General features: G+C 58.7%; 21 protein-coding genes, 2 tRNA genes and 1 pseudogene. 13 read left to right on the top strand and 11 right to left on the bottom strand.

Annotated elements, in window-relative coordinates; genetic code table 11:
• Positions 1-176 precede the first annotated feature (176 nt).
• A tRNA-Val gene (locus OXH74_RS25765) sits at positions 177-253 on the top strand.
• Positions 254-344: 91 nt separating this feature from the next.
• Here the strand turns inward: OXH74_RS25765 and OXH74_RS25760 are convergent.
• The 4 genes from OXH74_RS25760 to OXH74_RS25745 form a co-directional block, all read right to left on the bottom strand.
• The gene (locus OXH74_RS25760; protein ID WP_375739465.1) at positions 345-542 is read right to left on the bottom strand and encodes a tyrosine-type recombinase/integrase; all 198 of its coding nucleotides are present in this window, start codon (positions 540-542) and stop codon (positions 345-347) included.
• Positions 543-593: 51 nt separating this feature from the next.
• Positions 594-1,043 carry a hypothetical protein gene (locus OXH74_RS25755; protein ID WP_375739464.1) on the bottom strand — a complete coding sequence of 150 codons (450 nt, stop codon included), beginning with the start codon at positions 1,041-1,043 and terminating at the stop codon, positions 594-596.
• 412 nt (positions 1,044-1,455) lie between these two features.
• Entirely contained in the window at positions 1,456-1,689 is a 234-nt protein-coding gene (locus tag OXH74_RS25750) for a hypothetical protein (RefSeq protein WP_375739463.1), read from the bottom strand.
• A 523-nt stretch (positions 1,690-2,212) separates the two neighbouring features.
• Entirely contained in the window at positions 2,213-2,533 is a 321-nt protein-coding gene (locus OXH74_RS25745; protein ID WP_375739462.1) for a VVA0879 family protein, read from the bottom strand.
• 509 nt (positions 2,534-3,042) lie between these two features.
• Between OXH74_RS25745 and OXH74_RS25740 the strand changes: the two genes are divergently transcribed.
• Positions 3,043-3,276, top strand: a complete 234-nt coding sequence (locus OXH74_RS25740; RefSeq protein WP_215373692.1) for a hypothetical protein — start codon at positions 3,043-3,045, stop codon at positions 3,274-3,276.
• Between the two features lie 279 nt (positions 3,277-3,555).
• Here OXH74_RS25740 and OXH74_RS25735 read toward each other — a convergent pair.
• Positions 3,556-4,208: pseudogene (locus tag OXH74_RS25735) on the bottom strand (DNA cytosine methyltransferase); the annotation flags it as partial.
• A gap of 188 nt (positions 4,209-4,396) precedes the next feature.
• Here OXH74_RS25735 and OXH74_RS25730 point away from each other — a divergent pair.
• A complete protein-coding gene (locus OXH74_RS25730) occupies positions 4,397-4,699 on the top strand; it encodes a hypothetical protein (protein ID WP_375739461.1) in 303 nt (100 codons plus the stop codon).
• A 10-nt stretch (positions 4,700-4,709) separates the two neighbouring features.
• Here OXH74_RS25730 and OXH74_RS25725 read toward each other — a convergent pair whose 3' ends face one another.
• From OXH74_RS25725 to OXH74_RS25710, 4 genes are all read right to left on the bottom strand, one after another.
• A complete protein-coding gene (locus OXH74_RS25725; RefSeq protein WP_375739460.1) occupies positions 4,710-5,024 on the bottom strand; it encodes a hypothetical protein in 315 nt (104 codons plus the stop codon).
• Between the two features lie 248 nt (positions 5,025-5,272).
• On the bottom strand, positions 5,273-5,413 hold the full coding sequence (locus OXH74_RS25720) for a hypothetical protein (protein WP_375739459.1): 141 nt from the start codon (positions 5,411-5,413) through the stop codon (positions 5,273-5,275).
• Between the two features lie 224 nt (positions 5,414-5,637).
• Positions 5,638-6,282, bottom strand: coding sequence for a hypothetical protein (locus tag OXH74_RS25715; protein WP_375739458.1), 645 nt, complete (start codon positions 6,280-6,282; stop codon positions 5,638-5,640).
• Between the two features lie 26 nt (positions 6,283-6,308).
• Complete coding sequence (locus OXH74_RS25710) at positions 6,309-7,043, bottom strand: hypothetical protein (RefSeq protein WP_375739457.1); 735 nt, start codon at positions 7,041-7,043, stop codon at positions 6,309-6,311.
• A gap of 904 nt (positions 7,044-7,947) precedes the next feature.
• Here OXH74_RS25710 and OXH74_RS25705 point away from each other — a divergent pair.
• Positions 7,948-8,769 carry a formate/nitrite transporter family protein gene (locus tag OXH74_RS25705; protein WP_375739456.1) on the top strand — a complete coding sequence of 274 codons (822 nt, stop codon included), beginning with the start codon at positions 7,948-7,950 and terminating at the stop codon, positions 8,767-8,769.
• A 91-nt stretch (positions 8,770-8,860) separates the two neighbouring features.
• On the opposite strand, the gene OXH74_RS25700 is transcribed toward OXH74_RS25705, so the two are convergent.
• Positions 8,861-9,109 carry a hypothetical protein gene (locus OXH74_RS25700; RefSeq protein WP_375739455.1) on the bottom strand — a complete coding sequence of 83 codons (249 nt, stop codon included), beginning with the start codon at positions 9,107-9,109 and terminating at the stop codon, positions 8,861-8,863.
• 590 nt (positions 9,110-9,699) lie between these two features.
• Between OXH74_RS25700 and thrS the strand changes: the two genes are divergently transcribed.
• The 9 genes from thrS (at position 9,700) to OXH74_RS25655 (ending at position 17,150) form a co-directional block, all read left to right on the top strand.
• Positions 9,700-11,622 (top strand): threonine--tRNA ligase, encoded by a 1,923-nt coding sequence (thrS, locus tag OXH74_RS25695; protein ID WP_375739454.1) that lies wholly within the window; start codon positions 9,700-9,702, stop codon positions 11,620-11,622.
• Positions 11,622-12,173: a translation initiation factor IF-3 gene (gene infC / locus OXH74_RS25690; RefSeq protein ID WP_215373853.1), complete on the top strand. Its 552-nt coding sequence runs from the start codon at positions 11,622-11,624 to the stop codon at positions 12,171-12,173. Before thrS ends, infC begins: the two co-directional genes overlap by 1 nt.
• A 61-nt stretch (positions 12,174-12,234) precedes the next feature.
• On the top strand, positions 12,235-12,429 hold the full coding sequence (rpmI, locus tag OXH74_RS25685) for a 50S ribosomal protein L35 (RefSeq protein WP_215373679.1): 195 nt from the start codon (positions 12,235-12,237) through the stop codon (positions 12,427-12,429).
• A 28-nt stretch (positions 12,430-12,457) separates the two neighbouring features.
• Positions 12,458-12,814, top strand: coding sequence for a 50S ribosomal protein L20 (gene rplT, locus OXH74_RS25680; protein WP_215373677.1), 357 nt, complete (start codon positions 12,458-12,460; stop codon positions 12,812-12,814).
• 93 nt (positions 12,815-12,907) lie between these two features.
• The gene (pheS, locus tag OXH74_RS25675; RefSeq protein ID WP_215373674.1) at positions 12,908-13,924 is read left to right on the top strand and encodes a phenylalanine--tRNA ligase subunit alpha; all 1,017 of its coding nucleotides are present in this window, start codon (positions 12,908-12,910) and stop codon (positions 13,922-13,924) included.
• 37 nt (positions 13,925-13,961) lie between these two features.
• Positions 13,962-16,340 carry a phenylalanine--tRNA ligase subunit beta gene (gene pheT / locus OXH74_RS25670; RefSeq protein ID WP_375739453.1) on the top strand — a complete coding sequence of 793 codons (2,379 nt, stop codon included), beginning with the start codon at positions 13,962-13,964 and terminating at the stop codon, positions 16,338-16,340.
• A 3-nt stretch (positions 16,341-16,343) separates the two neighbouring features.
• Positions 16,344-16,646, top strand: coding sequence for an integration host factor subunit alpha (gene ihfA, locus OXH74_RS25665; protein WP_003282572.1), 303 nt, complete (start codon positions 16,344-16,346; stop codon positions 16,644-16,646).
• Positions 16,627-16,983 (top strand): MerR family transcriptional regulator, encoded by a 357-nt coding sequence (locus OXH74_RS25660; RefSeq protein WP_215373669.1) that lies wholly within the window; start codon positions 16,627-16,629, stop codon positions 16,981-16,983. The genes ihfA and OXH74_RS25660 overlap by 20 nt, the downstream gene beginning before the upstream one ends.
• A 90-nt stretch (positions 16,984-17,073) precedes the next feature.
• Positions 17,074-17,150, top strand: a tRNA-Pro gene (locus tag OXH74_RS25655).
• 71 nt (positions 17,151-17,221) lie between these two features.
• On the opposite strand, the gene OXH74_RS25650 is transcribed toward OXH74_RS25655, so the two are convergent.
• Positions 17,222-18,421, bottom strand: a complete 1,200-nt coding sequence (locus tag OXH74_RS25650; protein WP_375739452.1) for a tyrosine-type recombinase/integrase — start codon at positions 18,419-18,421, stop codon at positions 17,222-17,224.
• Positions 18,422-18,642 lie beyond the last annotated feature (221 nt).

Below are 18,642 nucleotides of genomic sequence, written 5' to 3'. Positions count from 1 at the left end.
CTCTGTTTTTTATTTTTTACAGATGGGATGATGCTACCTGAGTTGAGTCGGGTCGGCTAGTCTCTGTGCAAAATATTTAACGGAGCGGTGAACAGTAAAAAATCCACTTTTTCAGAGAGTTAGCGAAAAAAGGTGTTGACAGAGAAAAGTAAGTCCGTAGAATGCGCACCCATCGAAGGCACATAGCTCAGTTGGTTAGAGCACCACCTTGACATGGTGGGGGTCGTTGGTTCGAGTCCAATTGTGCCTACCAAATCGAACCCGCGTCACGCGGGGCTTAGAAGGCGATCCGAAAGGGTCGCCTTTTTTGTTTTGGGAAAATTTTGGGAAAATGACTATCGAGCCTAGAGCTTCAGGTCTGCGCCCACCGTCAGGTATTGCACCTCCTTCCCTTCGTGACCGGCCTGATAGTGCTCAGTCATCCTCACGTCAGCATGGCCCATCAGCGCCTGGATGTATTCCTGCAGACAGCACTGCTGCTCATACAGCCAGGCATCCAGCGCCCGGATCTCGTGAAAGGTTGGTCGCTCGTCCTTCGGCATCGCCTTATAGGCTTCTGAATCGTCCCGCGCCTTGCTGAAGGCCTTCGGCAGTTAATCCTCGGTCACTGCGTTCCGGTGCCGCTTCACGTCCAGCTGCTCCCGCTTACGGGCCTTGGGCGAGTAGTGGATCAGGTAGGGGCAGACGACCGGCGAGGCCAGGCTCTCCTTTACGACGGCGCGCAGCGCTTCACTCATGACGATCTCCAGATGCACCGGGTAGTCATAGTTCTGGGTTTTGCCCGGGGAGACGCGGATGGTGTTCTTCTCCAGGTCGACCGCGGCCTTCTCTCGGGTCGCGATGTCCTCCCTCCGCTGCAGGCTCACCAGTGCAAGCCGGATTCCCCGCCGCAGCCACTCCGGAGTCCACTCATAGGTCAGGATGGCGTGCAGACCTTCCTTGGTATGGCGTTGGCGTTTCTTCTCGGCCTCGACCTTCACCAGGGTCAGCTCTGCGACGTTGCGCTCAGCCAGGCCCTTGGCGACGGCGAACACCTGCACCATCAGGCCCCGGTGCTTCGTGTAGGCGTTGTTGCGAACTGGTCCAGGTACTCGGCCACGGCCAGCACGTCCAGTTGGCCAACCATTCGCGTCCCGACGTCGGCCCGGTACCTGGCCAGCTTGAACTTGATTTCCGGCAGGGTGCGCTCGGAATAGCTGCGGGGCGGCAGCCTTCCTCTTCGAACCGGCCCAGCAGGTGATCGACAGTTGGGGTCTTCTCGCCAGTCAGCAAGGCAAGCAGGGTGCCGTCCTCAGCCATGAGTGGGGCCAATTTGGCGTTGGCCGCCCGGGCGAGCTTGTTGATGCTGGTCTTCTTGCCTGGGGTGGGGTTGCGGGACTGCCAGTACTTCCCCGTTAGGGTACAGGTTGTCCGGCAGGCTGCGGTTTTTGCTGGTGCGTTTGCGGTGCGGAGCCGTCAGCCAAACTCCAGCATCTTGGCCAGCAGGGGATCACTGGATCCGGTTAGCTCAGTCTGCAGGTCTACAAAGTACATATCGCCTTTGGTCTCGCCGACCACGGTTCCGTCCTCGACCCATTTCGTGAGTTGCTGCAGGCTGGGCTTCCTGCCGGCATAGCGCAGCTTCCTGTATTCGCCGATCTCCATGAGGCACGGCAACTGAACGGTCATCTGGGCAATCACTCGTGCCATAGACAATACCTCGCCGCCCAGCGCAGCGCGCGAGGGGTGTTCCGGTTGACGTGTGGGGATGGGGCAATGTGCTGCAGTGCCGGTTAAGCAGCGCTGTGCTTCACTGATCCCTCGCTGCCCTCCCGACCGAGTGCATCGGGCAAGGATGCTGGTCGGGCAGGGCAGTGCTGTTCGCGGTGGGTGGCGAGGGCTGCCTCGACTGCCTTTCGCATTCGCGGTCCTACGCTTTCTGCACATGTGGCATTCACGAACCTGGCTATCAGCGCCTCACGTTCAGCGAGTAACTGGGTTTTCGCGGCCAGTCACTTCTCGTGATTCTCTTCCAGGACAACCCAAAGCTGTTGCTGGTGCTGCTGGAAGTCCACCAAGGCGTGGTGCTCGTTCGGTCATGGTTTGCCCTCCCTGGCAGTAACGCCAAGCTGTGGGGAGTAAGGGATGGATCAGAACTTGGGTGGAGCGGCGATGCAGCGGAGGCAGCCGCAAGGGGCCGGGCGCCCTGAGCTCCGGCAGAGGATGATTCGGGTCATGACTTGGTCTTCTGGTGTGCCTGCGCTTCGGTCGGAGACGCAGGTTCGAAGAGCGGGTGGCGCTCGCCGTCCTCGGTAATCACTTCCAGTTCGTGCATCTGGAACAAGCCACCCAGTGTCCAGTTGCAACTTTTTCCAGGTGGTGTGGCCTTCACCTGGCCGCCGGCGCCGGTGAACCTGCCAATGCAGGAAAAACCCAGGTAATGCTGAGCGGCATCGAAATCCCCCCCGGCGCCGGCTGCGACCAGATCGGCGCCGGACTCGGCGGTGCAGCAGATCGGGCACTTGGAGGCGTGCGCATAGATCACCCGATTCATTATCTGCGTTCTGGTGATCACCAGGGCGCGAGTGGCGTCACAAACGGTCACATTTCAGGCCTAGCCTGATCCTGCGACACAGCACCCCAGTGCTTAAGGGCGCTTATACTTTGTTGGTTGGCCAGCCCGAGTGGTTGGCTTTTTTTTGCCCGCCGTTTGGTGGTGCTCATGAGGCTGATTGGCCTTTCACTTGGAAGGATGTCCATGGACATAACGGTTCAGCGACTCACAGACCAAGGACGAGATGTATGGCAAGTGGAAGCCTGCGGGATGGCAGTGTCGTTCAAGGATCAAGCATCGGCGATCTCATTCGCTGAGAAGCTCAAGGCGCGAGTGGAATCGCCTCACTGCATCCCGGAAGACGTACTTCACCGTTGGGCCGACGAGCACGCCAGGATGTGTTCGGAGTAGTGTGCGCGACGACCTCTCCGACCAGAGAGGCCGGGGAGGGTGGCGCACTGCACTCTGCTGTGCCTAACTCTTTGAGCCCAATTCCCGGAGGACCGAGTATGGCGGGTGAAAACTACTGGCAGAAAGCTGAGCAACTCGCACGCGAGGCTGCCAAAACGTTCAACGCAGTTGGGGATTTTCTCAGCTCTGGGCCCGATCTCAGTGACGAAGATGTGCGGCTCGACTATTGGGAGCTCCAAAGCGCTGCGATTGTGGCCGCAGAGACTTTCAAAGAGCACTACGAGCATTCGTTGACAGGAGGCGGCAGTAGAGGGCTTGACGCCGGCGACTAGCAGTCGAGTTGCCGCTGGATCCGCCGGCCAATCCAACGCACCGCTGGAATAGCCTTGCTGTTGCCAATAACGCTTGTGGCGCGGGCCGTCCGGGCATTCCTCCGTAGGCTTTCTGCGCCAGGGGATCAGGGTGTAGTCGTCAGGGAGGCCTTGGCAGCGCTCCCACTCGCGAGGTCTCGTGCGTCTGACCCCTTCGGCGTTCAGTACATATGCCTCTCGGTCATCGAGAGCGCCGTCTCCCTGAGCCGTGAGAGTGGGATGAAGTGCCTGCTCCGCCGGCCGTCTCGGCGGTCTATCCCGGCGAGGGCCTTCAAACTCAAAAAGTACCGCTGCAGCATCGATCCTGCTCGAGCACTTGCGACAACGAACACACGGCGGCGTCGTTTGGCCAGGCCGAAATGTTGGGCATCCAGCATCCGCCATGCGGCTGTTCGCGTGGTTCCATACGCACAACCAGCGTACGCCCATTTGCCCCCTGCCGGCTGGAGCGCATCGGATTCGCCCACCAGGGCACCGAGGAAGCAGCCGAACGAGTTGCCTTTGTCGGAGAGGACGCCGGGGACGTTCTCCCAGACGATGATGGGGGGGCTTATCCGCTCTGGCTCTAACAAGGTCAGCTGCATCTGCGAACTCCGCGTACTTGATGGTAAGGGCGCCGCGCGGGTCGGCCAGGCCTTCGTGCATGCCGGCCACGCTGAAGGCTTGGCAGGGCGTGCCGCCGACTAGGACATCCGGCGCCGGAATACTGCCCACCAGCACCTGGCGGGCGATCTTGGTCATGTCGTCCAGGTTGGGGCATCCGGCCAGCGGTAGGCGAGGACGGCGGAACGGAAGGGCTCGATCTCGGCGAACCACTTGGCATGCCACCCCAGCGGGTGCCAGGCCACGCTGGCGGCTTCTATGCCGCTGCGCACGGATCCGTATGTGGTCATGCTTTCTCCATGTCGAACGGTGCCATGCCGCTTGTGCGGCTGGCGGGTCGGTGAGATGGGGCGGGCGACCTTACGACAAGCCGCGTAGCCGCCGTTGAGCAAAAGCGATCGCGCCAGTGTCTTAGGGATATCTGGCGCCCCTCAGCTGATGCGGGGCTTTAATCGAGGCTTGTTGTTGAGGGTGTGTGATGGGCATAAAGCCTTTCGTGGGCGCGTTTCTGATGTTCGCTTCCGTTGCTGGCTTGGCTGTCGCGGGTGATCGCGATGACAAGTGGGAAGACGAGTACCGGGACGGCCCGTGTCGCGTCAAAGAGGTCTCTGACAAGGGCGACTACAAGCTGGAAGTTAAATGCCCGGATGGGCGTGGCAGGACCTGGGCCCGGGGTGAATGGAAGGACGAGTACTGGGACGGTCCGTGCCGGGTAAAAGTCGAAGCAAAGCGTGACGAATACAAGAAAGAGGTGAAGTGCGAGGGCCGTGACGACGGTTGATGCCTGCCCTTTATGCGTCTTCTCGGTCCCGCTTGCCGGCGATCCGCGTGCCTTCTGCGTAAAGTTCCAGCGCCACGTTTTCGCTGGTCGTGAAATTGTGGCGCGGGACAGCGAGGGCTGAAGCCGAGCCTGCTGGCCCTAGTGCGTGGGTATTCATGATCAGTAACTGGACCGCTTTGCTGATCTCGGTGATGCCGTGCCAGGCCATCAGCTCCTCCAGCTTCGCCCTGGTGCTGGGCCGCACCCGATGGCGCAACTCCTTCTCTTCGAGCTCTTTGCGTCTTTCTGCCGTTTCGGCAGAGCGTTGCTGCTGGTCCTTGGCCATGATCAGGCTTCCATCGCCATGCGTGTGCCACGCTCGATGTTGAACTCATCGAGAACCCGCAGGACGGTGGGCTTGCTGCATTCGGCCTCGGCAACCATCTCGGCGATGGTCAGGCCGCGAGCAGCGAGTGCGCCGATCTTAATTGCCAGCTTCTCGCGTCGCCGGCGGCCGGCATCGGATACGGCCTGGCGGGCTTTATTGCCGAGATGGCGAGGCTGGTTGCTGTAGGCCTTGCCGATGGTGATGCTCTACTGCTCAGCAATGCGCTGGATCCGGCGGTTGTCGATGCGGAGGTGCATTCTGATGGCGCTGATGCCGGCGCCGCGGACGGCCAGTTCGCGGTTCTGCTGGGTCAGGGCAGCTTCGCGGTTACCGGCGCAGCGGGACATGGGCGAGCTGCTGCTCCTGGATAGCGAGTGGGTGGGACTTTACAAGGAGTGCGCTGCCGGTAAGGTCGGCCTGATTGAGGCGCTGAAAGGTCTCTAGGCTCTATACGGAAAGTCTCTGAGCGAAGATCCGGGAAGGCGAAATCGACTGAAGAAGCGCAGTCTTGATGCGGGGAGACGCGTGAAAATTGCCCGTTCCCCCCCCGCAAGAGGCGGCCTAAGTGGAATCACTGGGCCGGTGGCGGGTTCTGGATCTGTTTGATTATACCGCTGGTGATGTCTAGCACCTGCTGGCTTTGGTTGTAGGCGATACTCGACTCGTTGGTGACGATCAGGTTGAAGCCGTTGGCGCGGGCATAGCTCTCGATGGCCAAATCGATGGTTTTATCCATGATCTTCTGTACCTGTACGTCGTGTTCGCGGCGCCGCTGCTGCAACTCGTTGAACACCGCTGCCTTGGCCTTCAGGTCGAGGATCAACTGGTCCTTCTCGACGCCCTCGATGCAGGCTTTTACTTCGGCGGTGGGCCGGTCGGTCCCCATGGGAATGCCGTACATGGAAATGGGGGCGGGGGGAGCGAGCCGCTCGCTCTTGTTCGGCTCACGAGTGTGCAGGTTCATGCACCGTTGCATACCGCCGCGTTTCAGCTCGGAAATCTGCTGGTTGGTTCGTTCATATTCCCGTAGCTGGCTCTTGTAGTCGTTGTCCAGTTCAGCTGGATAAGGGTTGCGCTGCTTGATGGTATCGCTGATGGCCGACTGGATCCTGGGCTTGTTGACCAAGGCCCAATTAGGCTGGCTCTGCCCGAGAAACTGGTCGCAACCGGACACTGCAAGCGCCAGGAAGGCCGCGAGGAAGAAGCTTGGATGCATGTAATGCTCCCTTTAGATGGTGTTAGTCAGGGGGTTTCTGCAAACAGCATTCGAAAGGCGATGTTCCGGCCTGAGTCGCGCACCTCCCATGGGTATCCGGTCATGTGATCCCGGATTCCGCCCGGGTTCGCTTCACGAAAGAACGCAGAGCGCCCACGCTCGTAATTGTGGATGGGCGTGGCGTTGGGATCGGTGACTGGGGACGTCCTGTAAGTCGGCCCCATGTCGGGGATTCCGACCGCGGTGTCCGGCGGATTGCCCAGATCGCTTAGGGTTACCCAGGCGATGTATTCCCTGTCGGCGGCCAGCTTGATTGGCGGAACGTCGAAGTCCTGCCAGCTGTATTTGTACGTTTCCGCGATGCGGGGCAGCGTGCGAATTTCGCTGGCCCAGAGCTCAACCGGGGAGGGGTGGTCAACCTGCCATTCCGCAAGGATGACCTGGAACCTGACATCGGATTGAAGTCCATTACGGTTGTACTGATGGAATTGGAAGCCCAGCCGGATAAGTGTCGGTGCCTCTGTCGGCGGCGTGAAGATCTGGCCGGCGGCGGTGATTCCAGTGTCCCGACTGGTGCTGCGGATGATCCAGTTACTCGATACACCGAGCTGGGGCTTTTCGGGCAGGCTGACCGTCCTGGGCTCCTGATGGGGGCTGGGTTGGACCTGTGGAGTGGAGGCGGGGCCAGGGGCATTCTGATGCTGGTAATACCAGCCCGCCGCTGCAGCAAGAAAAAGGGCCAGCATCCAGTACTTGTTCACGTCGCGTCCTCGAGGCCACGGAGCGCGGGTGAGAGGTGGGAAGAGGCATCCTGCCCGGTGCGCGTCCTGTCATTGTGCCATCATAGAATGGAAGGTCAGTGCCTGCCATCGGAGTGGCGGGGCTGGCAACTGTCGCCCCCTGGCATCCCCGGTTTGCGAGCCTTGGGCGCCCCTTTAGACCCCGGTGGATATCGTAAGCAAATGTCGCGGAAGGGTACTGTGGTTGGAGTTCTGAACGGTGATTTCAGGCCGACTACTGAATAAAAATCCAACGCTAAGCTATTAATTCCTCTGGGGTTGACCGCGTGCTATCGAAGCGCCGCATTGCGCGGGCGGCAGAGGGGGGGAATCCGAGGGGTTCCCTTTTTTCCCCCTGGAAAACTTTCACAAGTTACAGGTCTCGTTCATACGGGGCAATGTGAGCGGCTGGTTTCACTACCTCCAAATCCCTTCCTTCACAGCTCTCAGTGTCAAAGCTGGTAGCTAACCTATTGATCCTCCTGGGGAATCCGTCGTCTAGCTAAGGTGGGGCCCAATGCTTTCGCCCCGAATTGCTACGCTCAGGTAGCTCTATCCAATTGAGCTACGTGCCTTCGGTGGGGCGAGAAGCTCGCATCCGATGCGTAGCCCTCCTGCCCACACCAACGCGATGGCGAGACGCTATCAATGCTTGCGCGAAAATGTAGAGCTTGCTGAAAAGTTGACGTTACGTGCGCGAATAGAAGGAGAGGTGCTCTATCAAGCGGCTATTCTCGTAAGAGAAATCATTCGGGGGCATTCGCAGAAAAAGTATCCCGCTCAGCAGGCTTGCCCAGGCTGCTGCCAAGCAACCGGTTGAGTCGACCTTTGGGTTGCTCCGCGCCCCTTCGGACGCTCAGTCGGAACGTTAGTGAGCTCAAGCTCTATGGATAAAGAACCTTACCTGAGCGACGCGTACCCGCCGCACGAAATTGCTCGGAAGGTTGAGCGCCTTGGGGTTGCGAAGGCGCGCACGGATCCCCTCACATTGCTCGTTCTGGCGGTACTTGCTGGGGCCTTCATTTCGCTTGGTGCACTGCTGTTCAGTGTTGTGGTTACGGAGTCCAGCCTTGGCTTCGGCCCCACGCGTTTACTTGGCGGCTTGAGTTTCTGTCTCGGATTGATTCTTGTGGTGGTGGCTGGCGCCGAGTTGTTCACTGGTAACAACCTCATCGCGATGGCCTGGGCCAGCCGCCTGATCGGCACCCGTGAGGTTATGCGGAACTGGCTTCTCGCCTACGTTGGTAATGTGATTGGTTGCCTGGGAACGGTTCTGTTTGTCGTGTGGGCCGACATTGCCAGTTTAAGCAACGGGGCTGTAGGGGAGACGGTGGTGCACATCGCACGTGCCAAAGCGAATCTTCCCTTGGGTGAGGCCTTCGTGCGGGGGATTCTGTGCAACGCGCTTGTCTGCCTGGCCGTGTGGTTGGCGATAGGCGCGCGTAGTGTGACCGACAAGATCCTGGCAATCCTCTTCCCCATCACTGCCTTCGTGGCCATCGGCTTCGAGCATTCAATCGCGAACTGGTTCTTTCTGCCGTTCGGGCTCGCAGTGGATGCACAAGACGAGGTGTCGATCGCCGGGGTCGGTAAGAACATTCTCGCGGTGACCGCGGGCAATGTAGTTGGTGGCACTTTGTTAGTAGCCGGCGTGTACTGGGTCGCCTACTTGCGAGGCGAGCGCATGCGGAAAGATCGGTCCTCATGAGTCGCAACTATGATTCGGCGGTGTCGGCCGCGAACAGAAGCCTGGGGGGCAGGCGAAGGTCGAGCATCTATGTGATCTAGGGGCAGTTCGGTTACGTGAAGGTGAGCGTGGGGGCAAGAATGCGGCGCAGATGGTCACGTTGTTCGCGCGGTCGAATCTGTGAATAGCGCTCCGGCATTTGCAGGGCAGCACAGAGGAAATCCGCCTTGTAATTCGGAAAATGCCCGTTGCATGGTGCTCGCAGCAGCTTATAAGGCAGAAGCGAGCGGTTGATCGGATCCCTTTTGATTGTTTGGTCGCTTTCAAGATCGGCAGGGGCTGAGGTCAACCAGAAGTACATGGCGATTCCAAGCTTACTGGCGGGCTGATCCTCGTTATGAGGAGATGAGAAGGGATGCATTTGCCCTGCGCTCGAGCCTGTTAGATTCGGGGCTTGACTCGGGGTAAACGTCGACCAGCAGCAGATGGGTTTTGAAGAGGAGGTGGTGGCATCTGCCAGGGGGTATCGGAGTGATGTCTCGTGGGCAGGCCGACTACTGTATGAAAATACAACGCTAAGTTATTGATTCTATTGTGGTAGACTGCGTGCTTTCGTGGTGCCTTAGAATTACCATTTTTCCTTTGGTATCAAGCATTTAGGTGCTTCCGGCAGTCACCTTGACATGGTAGGGGTCGTTGGTTCGAGTCCAATTGTGCCTATCAAATTCGATAAAAAGGTCACTCATGTGACCCTTTTTTATTGGGCGCTTGTCAGGGGCGTGGCTTTCTGGAAGCATCCCGCATCCTTATTACCTCCAGTGACTCTGGTTCGGTTCTGGTTGGCCTCAAGGGCTCCTGCCACTGTATGGCGGGTATACCTCCGGATCGCTTACTGGCTCATCCCAACCCATGTGGCCTTTGGTAGAGGTCACCACTAGGAGAGGAGGCGCCATGCCCATCATTACTCTTCCCGACGGCAGTCAGCGTGTGTTCGATAAGTCCGTTTCCGTGCTTGAGGTGGCCCAGTCCATCGGTGCGGGGCTGGCCAAGGCCACATTGGCTGGCAAAGTCAATGGCAAGCTGGTTGATGCTTGTGATCTGATCGATACGGATGCCGTGCTGCAGATCATCACGCCCAAGGATGAGGAGGGGTTGGAGATCATTCGCCACTCCTGCGCTCACCTGATTGGTCATGCGGTCAAGCAGCTCTATCCGACTGCCAAGATGGTGATCGGCCCTGTTATTGAAGAGGGCTTTTATTACGACATCTCCTACGAGCGTCCCTTTACGCCTGAAGACATGGCTGCGATCGAGAAGCGCATGCAGGAGCTGATCGAGAAGGATTACGACGTCATCAAGAAAATGACGCCTCGTGCCGAGGTCATTGAGGTGTTCAAGGATCGCGGCGAGGAATACAAGTTGCGCCTGGTCGATGACATGCCGGATGAGCCGGCCATGGGGCTGTATTTCCATGAGGAATATGTGGACATGTGTCGTGGTCCGCACGTGCCTAATACTCGTTTCCTCAAGGCCTTCAAGCTGACCAAGATCTCCGGTGCTTACTGGCGCGGCGACTCCAAGAACGAACAACTGCAGCGGATCTACGGTACTGCCTGGGCGGATAAGAAGCAGCTGGCTGCTTACGTTCAGCGTATTGAGGAGGCTGAGAAGCGTGATCACCGGCGCATCGGCAAGCAGTTGGATCTGTTCCACCTGCAGGAAGAGGCGCCGGGCATGGTGTTCTGGCATCCGAGCGGTTGGACCGTGTATCAGGTGCTGGAGCAGTACATGCGCCAGGTGCAGCGCGAGAATGGCTACGTCGAGGTGCGCACTCCACAGGTGGTCGATCGTATTCTCTGGGAAAAGTCCGGGCATTGGTCGAATTATGCCGAGAACATGTTCACTACCTCGTCCGAGAATCGCGATTACGCGGTGAAGCCCATGAACTGCCCGTGCCACGTGCAGATCTTCAATCAGGGGCTCAAGTCCTACCGCGACCTGCCGCTGCGCCTGGCTGAGTTCGGCGCCTGTCATCGCAACGAGCCGTCCGGTGCTCTGCACGGCATCATGCGCGTGCGTGGATTCACTCAGGATGACGCCCACATCTTCTGTACCGAAGATCAGGTCAAGCAGGAGGCTGCCGATTTCATCAAGCTGACCCTGCAGGTGTATGGCGACTTCGGCTTCACTGATATTTCGATGAAGCTGTCGACTCGTCCGGTTAAGCGGGTGGGTTCCGACGAGCTTTGGGATCGTGCTGAAAGCGCCTTGGCCGATGCGCTGAATGAGTCCGGTCTTGCTTGGGAATATCAGCCGGGCGAGGGTGCATTCTATGGACCGAAGATTGAGTTCACCCTGAAAGATTGCCTGGGCCGTAACTGGCAGTGCGGTACCCTGCAGTACGATCCGAACCTGCCGGAGCGTCTGGATGCCGCCTATATCGCGGAAGACAACAGCCGCAAGCGCCCTGTGATGCTGCATCGTGCAATTCTTGGCTCCTTCGAGCGCTTTATCGGCATGCTGATCGAGAACTACGCCGGGGCGTTCCCGGCATGGCTGGCGCCAACCCAGGCGGTGGTGATGAATATCACCGACAAGCAGGCCGATTTTGCCCTGGAAGTGGAAAAAACCCTGAATCAAAGCGGGTTTCGTGCCAAGTCCGACTTGAGAAACGAAAAGATCGGCTTTAAAATCCGCGAGCATACCTTGCTCAAGGTTCCCTATCTCTTGGTTATCGGAGATCGGGAGGTTGAGACACGATCCGTTGCAGTGCGCACCCGTGAAGGCATTGATCTTGGGTCCATGCCCTTGGACCAGTTCGCGGTGTCGCTCGCGCAAGCGGTTTCCCGGCGTGGTCGCCAAGAATTGGAGTAATCACTATTAAGCGTGAAATGAGACAGGACAAACGAACTGCACCGAAAGCCCCGATCAACGAGAATATCTCGGCACGCGAGGTTCGGTTAATTGGTGCTGACGGCGAGCAGATTGGCATCGTCTCGATTGATGAAGCGCTGCGTGTCGCTGAAGAAGCAAAGCTGGATCTGGTGGAAATCTCCGCCGATGCCGTACCGCCTGTCTGCCGGATCATGGATTACGGCAAGCATATCTTCGAGAAGAAGAAGCAGGTTGCGGCCGCGAAGAAGAACCAGAAGCAGATTCAGGTAAAAGAAATCAAGTTTCGTCCAGGGACGGAAGAAGGGGATTACCAGGTAAAACTACGCAACCTGGTACGTTTCCTAAGTGACGGGGACAAGGCCAAGGTATCCTTGCGATTCCGCGGTCGTGAGATGGCCCACCAGGAGCTGGGCATGGAGCTGTTGAAGCGGGTCGAAGCTGACCTTGCCGAATACGGCACCGTTGAACAGCATCCTAAGCTGGAAGGACGCCAGCTGATGATGGTCATCGCCCCCAAAAAGCGAAAATAACCCCCAGGGCACTGGCAGGCCTTGCGGTTATGTGTATTGACTGAATGCGGAGTATCCGAACATGCCAAAGATGAAAACCAAGAGTGGTGCTGCGAAGCGTTTTCTGAAAACTGCTTCCGGCTTCAAGCACAAGCACGCTTTCAAGAGCCACATCCTGACCAAGATGACCACCAAGCGTAAGCGTCAGCTGCGTGGTAGCACCCTGGTGCACCCGTCCGACGTTGCAAAAGTGGAGCGCATGCTGCGCGTTCGTTAATCGGTCAAGATTCTAGAGGAAATTACTCATGGCTCGTGTTAAGCGCGGCGTCATCGCTCGCAAGCGTCACAAAAAGATTCTGAAACTCGCCAAAGGCTACTACGGTGCTCGCTCGCGCGTGTTCCGTGTTGCCAAGCAGGCGGTAATCAAGGCTGGCCAATATGCCTACCGCGACCGCCGTCAGAAGAAGCGTCAGTTCCGCGCTCTGTGGATCGCTCGTATCAACGCTGGTGCTCGTCAGAACGGTCTGTCCTACAGCCGCCTGATCGCTGGCCTGAAAAAAGCTGCCATCGAGATCGACCGTAAGGTTCTGGCCGACCTGGCAGTGAACGAAAAAGCGGCGTTTGCTGCGATTGTCGAGAAAGCTAAGGCCGTCCTGGCTTAAGTCCCCGACAATCCCGGGTTCGCCCGGTGCTGAACGTCACCGATAGGGGAAGGGCCTTGCGCTCTTCCCCTATTTCGTATCTGGAGTCTGTACATGGAAAATCTGGATGCGCTGGTCTCGCAAGCGCTTGAGGCCGTGCAACAAGCTGAAGACGTGAATGCCCTGGAGCAGATTCGCGTTCACTACCTTGGCAAGAAGGGCGAGTTGACCCAGGTGATGAAGACCTTGGGCGACCTGCCGGCCGAAGAGCGTCCGAAAGTCGGCGCCTTGATTAATGCGGCCAAGGAGCGCGTTCAGGATGCCTTGAACAGCCGCAAAGAGTCGCTTGAGCAGGCAGCACTTAGCGCCAAGCTCGCGGCAGAGCGCATTGATGTGACCCTGCCCGGTCGAGGCCAATCCTCGGGTGGCTTGCATCCGGTCACGCGCACGTTGGAGCGTGTGGAGCAGTTCTTCACCCGTATTGGTTACGGCATCGCCGAGGGCCCGGAAGTCGAAGACGACTACCACAACTTCGAAGCGCTCAACATTCCCGGCCATCACCCAGCCCGGGCAATGCACGATACCTTCTATTTCAATGCGAACATGTTGCTGCGCACCCATACCTCGCCGGTCCAGGTACGCACCATGGAGTCGCAGCAGCCCCCGATCCGCATCGTCTGTCCAGGCCGCGTCTATCGCTGCGACTCCGATATCACCCACTCGCCGATGTTCCATCAGGTCGAAGGCCTGCTGGTCGACGAGGGCATCAGTTTCGCCGACCTCAAGGGCACCATCGAAGAGTTCCTGCGCGTCTTTTTCGAAAAGGACCTTGGCGTGCGCTTCCGTCCATCCTTCTTCCCCTTCACCGAGCCATCCGCCGAAGTCGACATGTCGTGCGTGATGTGCAGCGGCAAAGGCTGCCGCGTGTGCAAGCAGACCGGCTGGCTGGAAGTGATGGGCTGCGGCATGGTGCACCCGAACGTACTGCGCATGTCCGGCATCGATCCGGAGAAATACCAGGGCTTCGCCTTCGGGATGGGCGTGGAACGCTTGGCCATGCTGCGTTATGGCGTCAACGATTTGCGCCTGTTCTTCGACAACGACCTGCGCTTCCTCGCGCAATTCCGCTAGGTCGTCACGTCAGAAACGAATCCCTTAGGAGAGCAGGATGAAATTCAGTGAACAATGGCTGCGGAGCTGGGTAAGCCCGCAGGTTTCCCGCGACGAGCTGGTTGCTCGTTTGTCGATGGCTGGCCTCGAAGTGGACAGCGTTACGCCGGTCGCTGGCGTGTTCAGCGGCGTGGTAGTGGGTGAGGTGCTCAGCATGGAGCAGCATCCCGACGCCGACAAACTGCGCGTCTGCCAGGTCAGCAATGGTGCGGAATCGTTCCAGGTAGTGTGTGGTGCACCCAACGTGCGCCCTGGCTTGAAGATTCCGTTTGCAATGATCGGCGCCGAGTTGCCCGGTGATTTCAAGATCAAGAAGGCGAAGCTCCGCGGGGTCGAGTCCAACGGCATGCTGTGCTCAGCTTCCGAGCTGCAGATCAGCGACGACCACGATGGCCTTATGGAGCTGGCGGCCGACGCGCCGGTAGGTCAGGACATTCGCGCTTATCTGGGCCTCGATGACGTGATCATCGAGCTGGGTCTGACTCCCAACCGCGGCGATTGCTTGAGTCTCTCCGGCCTGGCCCGAGAAGTCGGTGCGCTCTATGCCACCCCTGTTTCCCGCCTGAAAATCGATGCCGTCGCACCCAGTCATGACGAGGTTCGCCCTGTCGAAGTGACTGCGCCGGCTGCGTGCCCGCGCTATCTTGGTCGAGTCATTCGCAATGTAGACCTGTCCAAGCCGACGCCGCTGTGGATGGTCGAGCGTCTCCGTCGCGCCGATGTGCGCAGCATCGACGCAGCGGTCGACATCACGAACTACGTAATGCTCGAGCTCGGCCAGCCGATGCACGCGTTCGATCTCGCCGAAATCAACGGCGGCATCCGTGTGCGCATGGCTGAGGAGGGCGAGAAGCTCGTCTTGCTGGACGGCCAGGAAGTCAGTCTGCGTGCCGATACCCTGGTGATCGCCGACCATCAGCGCGCCCTGGCAATTGCTGGCGTCATGGGTGGCGAACACAGCGGTGTCAGCGCAAAAACCCGTGACCTGTTCCTGGAAAGTGCGTTCTTCGACACCATCGCAGTTGCCGGTAAGGCCCGCTCCTATGGCCTGCATACCGACTCCTCCCACCGCTTCGAGCGTGGCGTGGATTGGCAGTTGGCTCGCGAAGCCATGGAACGTGCCACCGCCTTGCTGCTGGAAATCGTTGGCGGCGAAGCTGGCCCCATCATCGAGAGCGTGAGTGAAGCGAGTCTGCCCAGCGTTGCACCTGTCACGCTGCGTGCCGAGCGCATCGCGCAGATGCTGGGCATGGAGATGGACGCGGCTGAAGTCGAGCGCCTGCTTACCGCCTTGGACCTCACGGTCACAGCGCAAGGTGTTGGTCAGTGGCTCGTAGGCGTGCCCAGTCACCGCTTCGACATCAGCCTTGAAGTCGACCTGATCGAGGAGCTGGGTCGCCTCTATGGCTACAATCGCCTGCCGGTTCGCTATCCCCAGGCCCGCCTAGCGCCCAAGGCGAATGCCGAGTCCGCCGTCGAGCTGCCTGCGCTGCGCCGCTTGCTGGTCGCGCGCGGCTACCAGGAAGCCATCACCTACAGCTTCATCGATCCCAAGTTGTTCGAGCTGTTCAGCCCCGGCGTCAAGCCGCTCACCTTGGCCAACCCTATCTCCGTTGATATGTCGGCGATGCGCTCGTCCCTATGGCCGGGCCTGGTCAAGGCGCTGCAGCACAACCTCAACCGCCAGCAGTCCCGTGTGCGTATGTTCGAAAGCGGTCTTCGCTTCGTCGGTCAGCTGGAAGGGCTGAAGCAGGAGGTCATGCTTGCTGGCGTGGTCTGCGGCTCGCGCCTACCTGAAGGCTGGGCCCATGGTCGCGATGGCGTGGACTTCTATGACGTGAAGGCTGATGTCGAGGCTCTGCTGGGCGCCGCTGGCGCACTTGAATGTTTTGACTTCGTTCCGGGTGAGCACGCTGCATTGCATCCGGGCCAGACAGCTCGCGTCGAGCGCGACGGCCGTCTTGTGGGCTACCTCGGTGCCCTCCATCCGGAGCTTGCCAAGGCCTTGGATATCGACCAGCCCGTCTATTTGTTCGAGCTGGTGCAGGCTGAGGTGATGCAAGGGCGGCTTCCGAAGTTCAGCGAACTGTCGCGCTTCCCTGAGGTGCGCCGCGACCTGGCCTTGCTGGTGGATCGTGAAGTAGCCGCCGAGGCTGTCCTCAACACGATCCGCGAAGGGGCGGGTGAGTGGCTGACAGACCTCAGGCTATTTGACGTCTATCACGGTAAAGGCATTGATCCGCATAGAAAAAGCTTGGCCGTCGGCTTGACCTGGCAGCATCCATCGCGCACTCTTACTGACGATGAGGTGAATAACACAACGCAAAACATCGTCACCTCGCTGGAAGACAGGTTCAATGCCACGTTAAGGAAGTAGCGTATGGGGGCTCTGACGAAAGCTGAGATGGCTGAACGTCTTTATGAAGAGCTTGGCCTGAATAAACGGGAAGCCAAGGAATTGGTGGAGCTGTTCTTCGAGGAAATCCGTCAGGCGCTGGAGCATAACGAACAGGTGAAGTTGTCCGGATTCGGCAATTTCGACTTGCGCGATAAGCGTCAGCGCCCTGGACGAAATCCGAAGACAGGAGAGGAAATCCCAATCACGGCTCGCCGTGTGGTCACTTTCCGTCCAGGGCAGAAACTCAAAGCCAGGGTCGAAGCTTATGCTGGAACCAAGTCATAACGACGAGTTACCGCCCATTCCAGGCAAGCGCTACTTCACTATTGGTGAGGTCAGTGAACTCTGCGCGGTCAAGCCCCACGTGCTGCGCTACTGGGAGCAGGAGTTTCCTCAACTCAACCCAGTCAAGCGGCGAGGGAACAGGCGTTATTACCAGCGCCAGGATGTGCTGATGATTCGGCAGATCCGGGCGCTGCTCTATGATCAGGGCTTTACCATCGGCGGGGCACGCCAGCGCCTCACCGGCGATGAAGCGAAGGACGACTCTACCCAGTACAAGCAGTTGATCCGGCAGATGATCACCGAGCTAGAGGATGTTCTCCTGGTCTTGCGCAAATAAGCGCCCCTCCTGAAAAAAAACTTCCACAATTCAAAAGCTTATTGTATAGTTCGTTCCGCTTTCGGGTGACCGGGAGCAAGGTTAAAATGTCGGGGCGTAGCGCAGCCTGGTAGCGCACTTGCATGGGGTGCAAGGGGTCGAGTGTTCGAATCACTCCGTCCCGACCATATTCTTCAACGACTTAGGCCAGTTCGGAAACGACTGGCCTTTTTCGTTTCAGGGACTTTTGCGGGACTCTTCATCCTGCCTTCCTCCTCAGTATCGTCAGCACCGGCCCGCGGGAGTCGGTAGCCGATATCTTGTTGGCTTCATCAATCAGTTTTCCCAGCTCTGCTGCCGAGTAGTGACTGGTGATGCTGCCGTTCTTGTGCCCCAAGAGAGCCTTCCGGTCCTCTTCCGTCACCCCGGCCGCCCGAAGCCGGCGCCCGAAGGTGTGCTTCAAGTCGTGGATACGAATCGAAGCGAATCCGGGTGGAGCAGGGCGCAGAAACTTCTCCTGGAATTTCTTTGCCGCCCGTACCCTGGCTTTCTTCCAGGCCGAGTCGTTCATCCGGTGTACTGGCATTGCCTTCCCGTTCTGGTCGGGCATCCCATAAGGGAACACCCAAACTGGGTCCAGGCCACGCTGTCCCTCTATGACAGATTTCGCCACGGTGTTCAGTACCACCAAACGCTCGTCGCCGTTCTTGACCCCCGAACTCTCATGCCGGCCACCAAAATCGGCAGGTATGAGGAAGACGCTGGTCTTGAGCTCTGGAACCTGTATTTCCCAGTCCCAGCGCAATTTCACGACTTCCTGTTCGCGTGAGCCACTGTTGACCTTGTAAAGGGCCATGCGGCGCAAGTGATCAGGCAGTTCGGCAAAGAGAATCGATTGCTCTTCCCAGGACAGCGGATAGGGCGCCCGCCTGGTTTTCTTTTCCTCCAGCTTGGTGATCATCGGCACTACATCGAGCCAGGGACGCTTCTGCTCATCACGCCATTTCCTGGCGCAGAGATTGAGGATGCGTATGACACGCTCCAGGGCGATGTTCACCGTTCGGTAGGAAACCCCGTGTTTCACCTTGCCGTCGCTGGTCTTGCTGGGTTTCAGGCGATCCCTGATGTACGGGGCCAGCGTTTCATCATCGATGTGAGTGACAGGGGTGTCCCCGATATACGGATCCAACTGCTCCAGATAGATGGCAGTAAGTCCGATCGAGGGTTGGTCTTTGTACTCAACCAGATAACGAGTGGCTGCTTCCCTCCAGGTTCTGATCCTGCGTACGCCGTAGATCTTCTGCTCGCGCAGCTTTTCCAGCTTGTGTATCAGGTATTGCTCTGCCTCCTTCCTGTCGCTTGATCCAGTGCTTTCCTGAATTCGCTGACCTCTGAAGACCTTGTCGATGTGCCAGATCCCGTTCCTTTGGTAGAGGCCGCTAATGGTTTTTTGCGCCATGGTTTTTCTCCTTGGCGCTCGCTGCGGGGGTGATCATGTCCCGTGGCACCTTCCTTTTCAATGCTGGCCTGGTCGATGTAGGTGTCGGCCCAGGCGTCCAGTTCCTCTCGATCGAAGCCGATGCCCTGCACCCCGATACGGAATTCCCGGACGTAGGGGCGAACAGTCTTGTTGAACTCAGTACGGCACATGCCGAGGTAGGCTGGTGCCGCATTGGCCCG

Origin of the sequence: Metapseudomonas boanensis (assembly GCF_042232855.1) — a bacterium.
Classification (GTDB): domain Bacteria; phylum Pseudomonadota; class Gammaproteobacteria; order Pseudomonadales; family Pseudomonadaceae; genus Metapseudomonas; species Metapseudomonas boanensis.
This window is presented reverse-complemented; position numbering and strand designations above follow the sequence as displayed.

What these genes read in the sequence shown, in the direction of transcription:
- OXH74_RS25700 (WP_375739455.1), bottom strand. Translation starts at nt 9,109, where the DNA reads ATGTACTTCTGGTTGACCTCAGCCCCTGCCGATCTTGAAAGCGACCAA.
- OXH74_RS25725 (WP_375739460.1), bottom strand. Translation starts at nt 5,024, where the DNA reads ATGGCCAAGGACCAGCAGCAACGCTCTGCCGAAACGGCAGAAAGACGC.
- OXH74_RS25660 (WP_215373669.1), top strand. Translation starts at nt 16,627, where the DNA reads ATGCTGGAACCAAGTCATAACGACGAGTTACCGCCCATTCCAGGCAAG.
- rplT (WP_215373677.1), top strand. Translation starts at nt 12,458, where the DNA reads ATGGCTCGTGTTAAGCGCGGCGTCATCGCTCGCAAGCGTCACAAAAAG.
- OXH74_RS25705 (WP_375739456.1), top strand. Translation starts at nt 7,948, where the DNA reads ATGGATAAAGAACCTTACCTGAGCGACGCGTACCCGCCGCACGAAATT.
- thrS (WP_375739454.1), top strand. Translation starts at nt 9,700, where the DNA reads ATGCCCATCATTACTCTTCCCGACGGCAGTCAGCGTGTGTTCGATAAG.
- rpmI (WP_215373679.1), top strand. Translation starts at nt 12,235, where the DNA reads ATGCCAAAGATGAAAACCAAGAGTGGTGCTGCGAAGCGTTTTCTGAAA.
- OXH74_RS25750 (WP_375739463.1), bottom strand. Translation starts at nt 1,689, where the DNA reads ATGGCACGAGTGATTGCCCAGATGACCGTTCAGTTGCCGTGCCTCATG.
- OXH74_RS25715 (WP_375739458.1), bottom strand. Translation starts at nt 6,282, where the DNA reads ATGCATCCAAGCTTCTTCCTCGCGGCCTTCCTGGCGCTTGCAGTGTCC.
- pheT (WP_375739453.1), top strand. Translation starts at nt 13,962, where the DNA reads ATGAAATTCAGTGAACAATGGCTGCGGAGCTGGGTAAGCCCGCAGGTT.
- OXH74_RS25650 (WP_375739452.1), bottom strand. Translation starts at nt 18,421, where the DNA reads ATGGCGCAAAAAACCATTAGCGGCCTCTACCAAAGGAACGGGATCTGG.
- ihfA (WP_003282572.1), top strand. Translation starts at nt 16,344, where the DNA reads ATGGGGGCTCTGACGAAAGCTGAGATGGCTGAACGTCTTTATGAAGAG.
- pheS (WP_215373674.1), top strand. Translation starts at nt 12,908, where the DNA reads ATGGAAAATCTGGATGCGCTGGTCTCGCAAGCGCTTGAGGCCGTGCAA.
- OXH74_RS25740 (WP_215373692.1), top strand. Translation starts at nt 3,043, where the DNA reads ATGGCGGGTGAAAACTACTGGCAGAAAGCTGAGCAACTCGCACGCGAG.
- OXH74_RS25760 (WP_375739465.1), bottom strand. Translation starts at nt 542, where the DNA reads ATGCCGAAGGACGAGCGACCAACCTTTCACGAGATCCGGGCGCTGGAT.
- OXH74_RS25720 (WP_375739459.1), bottom strand. Translation starts at nt 5,413, where the DNA reads ATGTCCCGCTGCGCCGGTAACCGCGAAGCTGCCCTGACCCAGCAGAAC.
- OXH74_RS25755 (WP_375739464.1), bottom strand. Translation starts at nt 1,043, where the DNA reads ATGGTGCAGGTGTTCGCCGTCGCCAAGGGCCTGGCTGAGCGCAACGTC.
- OXH74_RS25730 (WP_375739461.1), top strand. Translation starts at nt 4,397, where the DNA reads ATGGGCATAAAGCCTTTCGTGGGCGCGTTTCTGATGTTCGCTTCCGTT.
- OXH74_RS25745 (WP_375739462.1), bottom strand. Translation starts at nt 2,533, where the DNA reads ATGAATCGGGTGATCTATGCGCACGCCTCCAAGTGCCCGATCTGCTGC.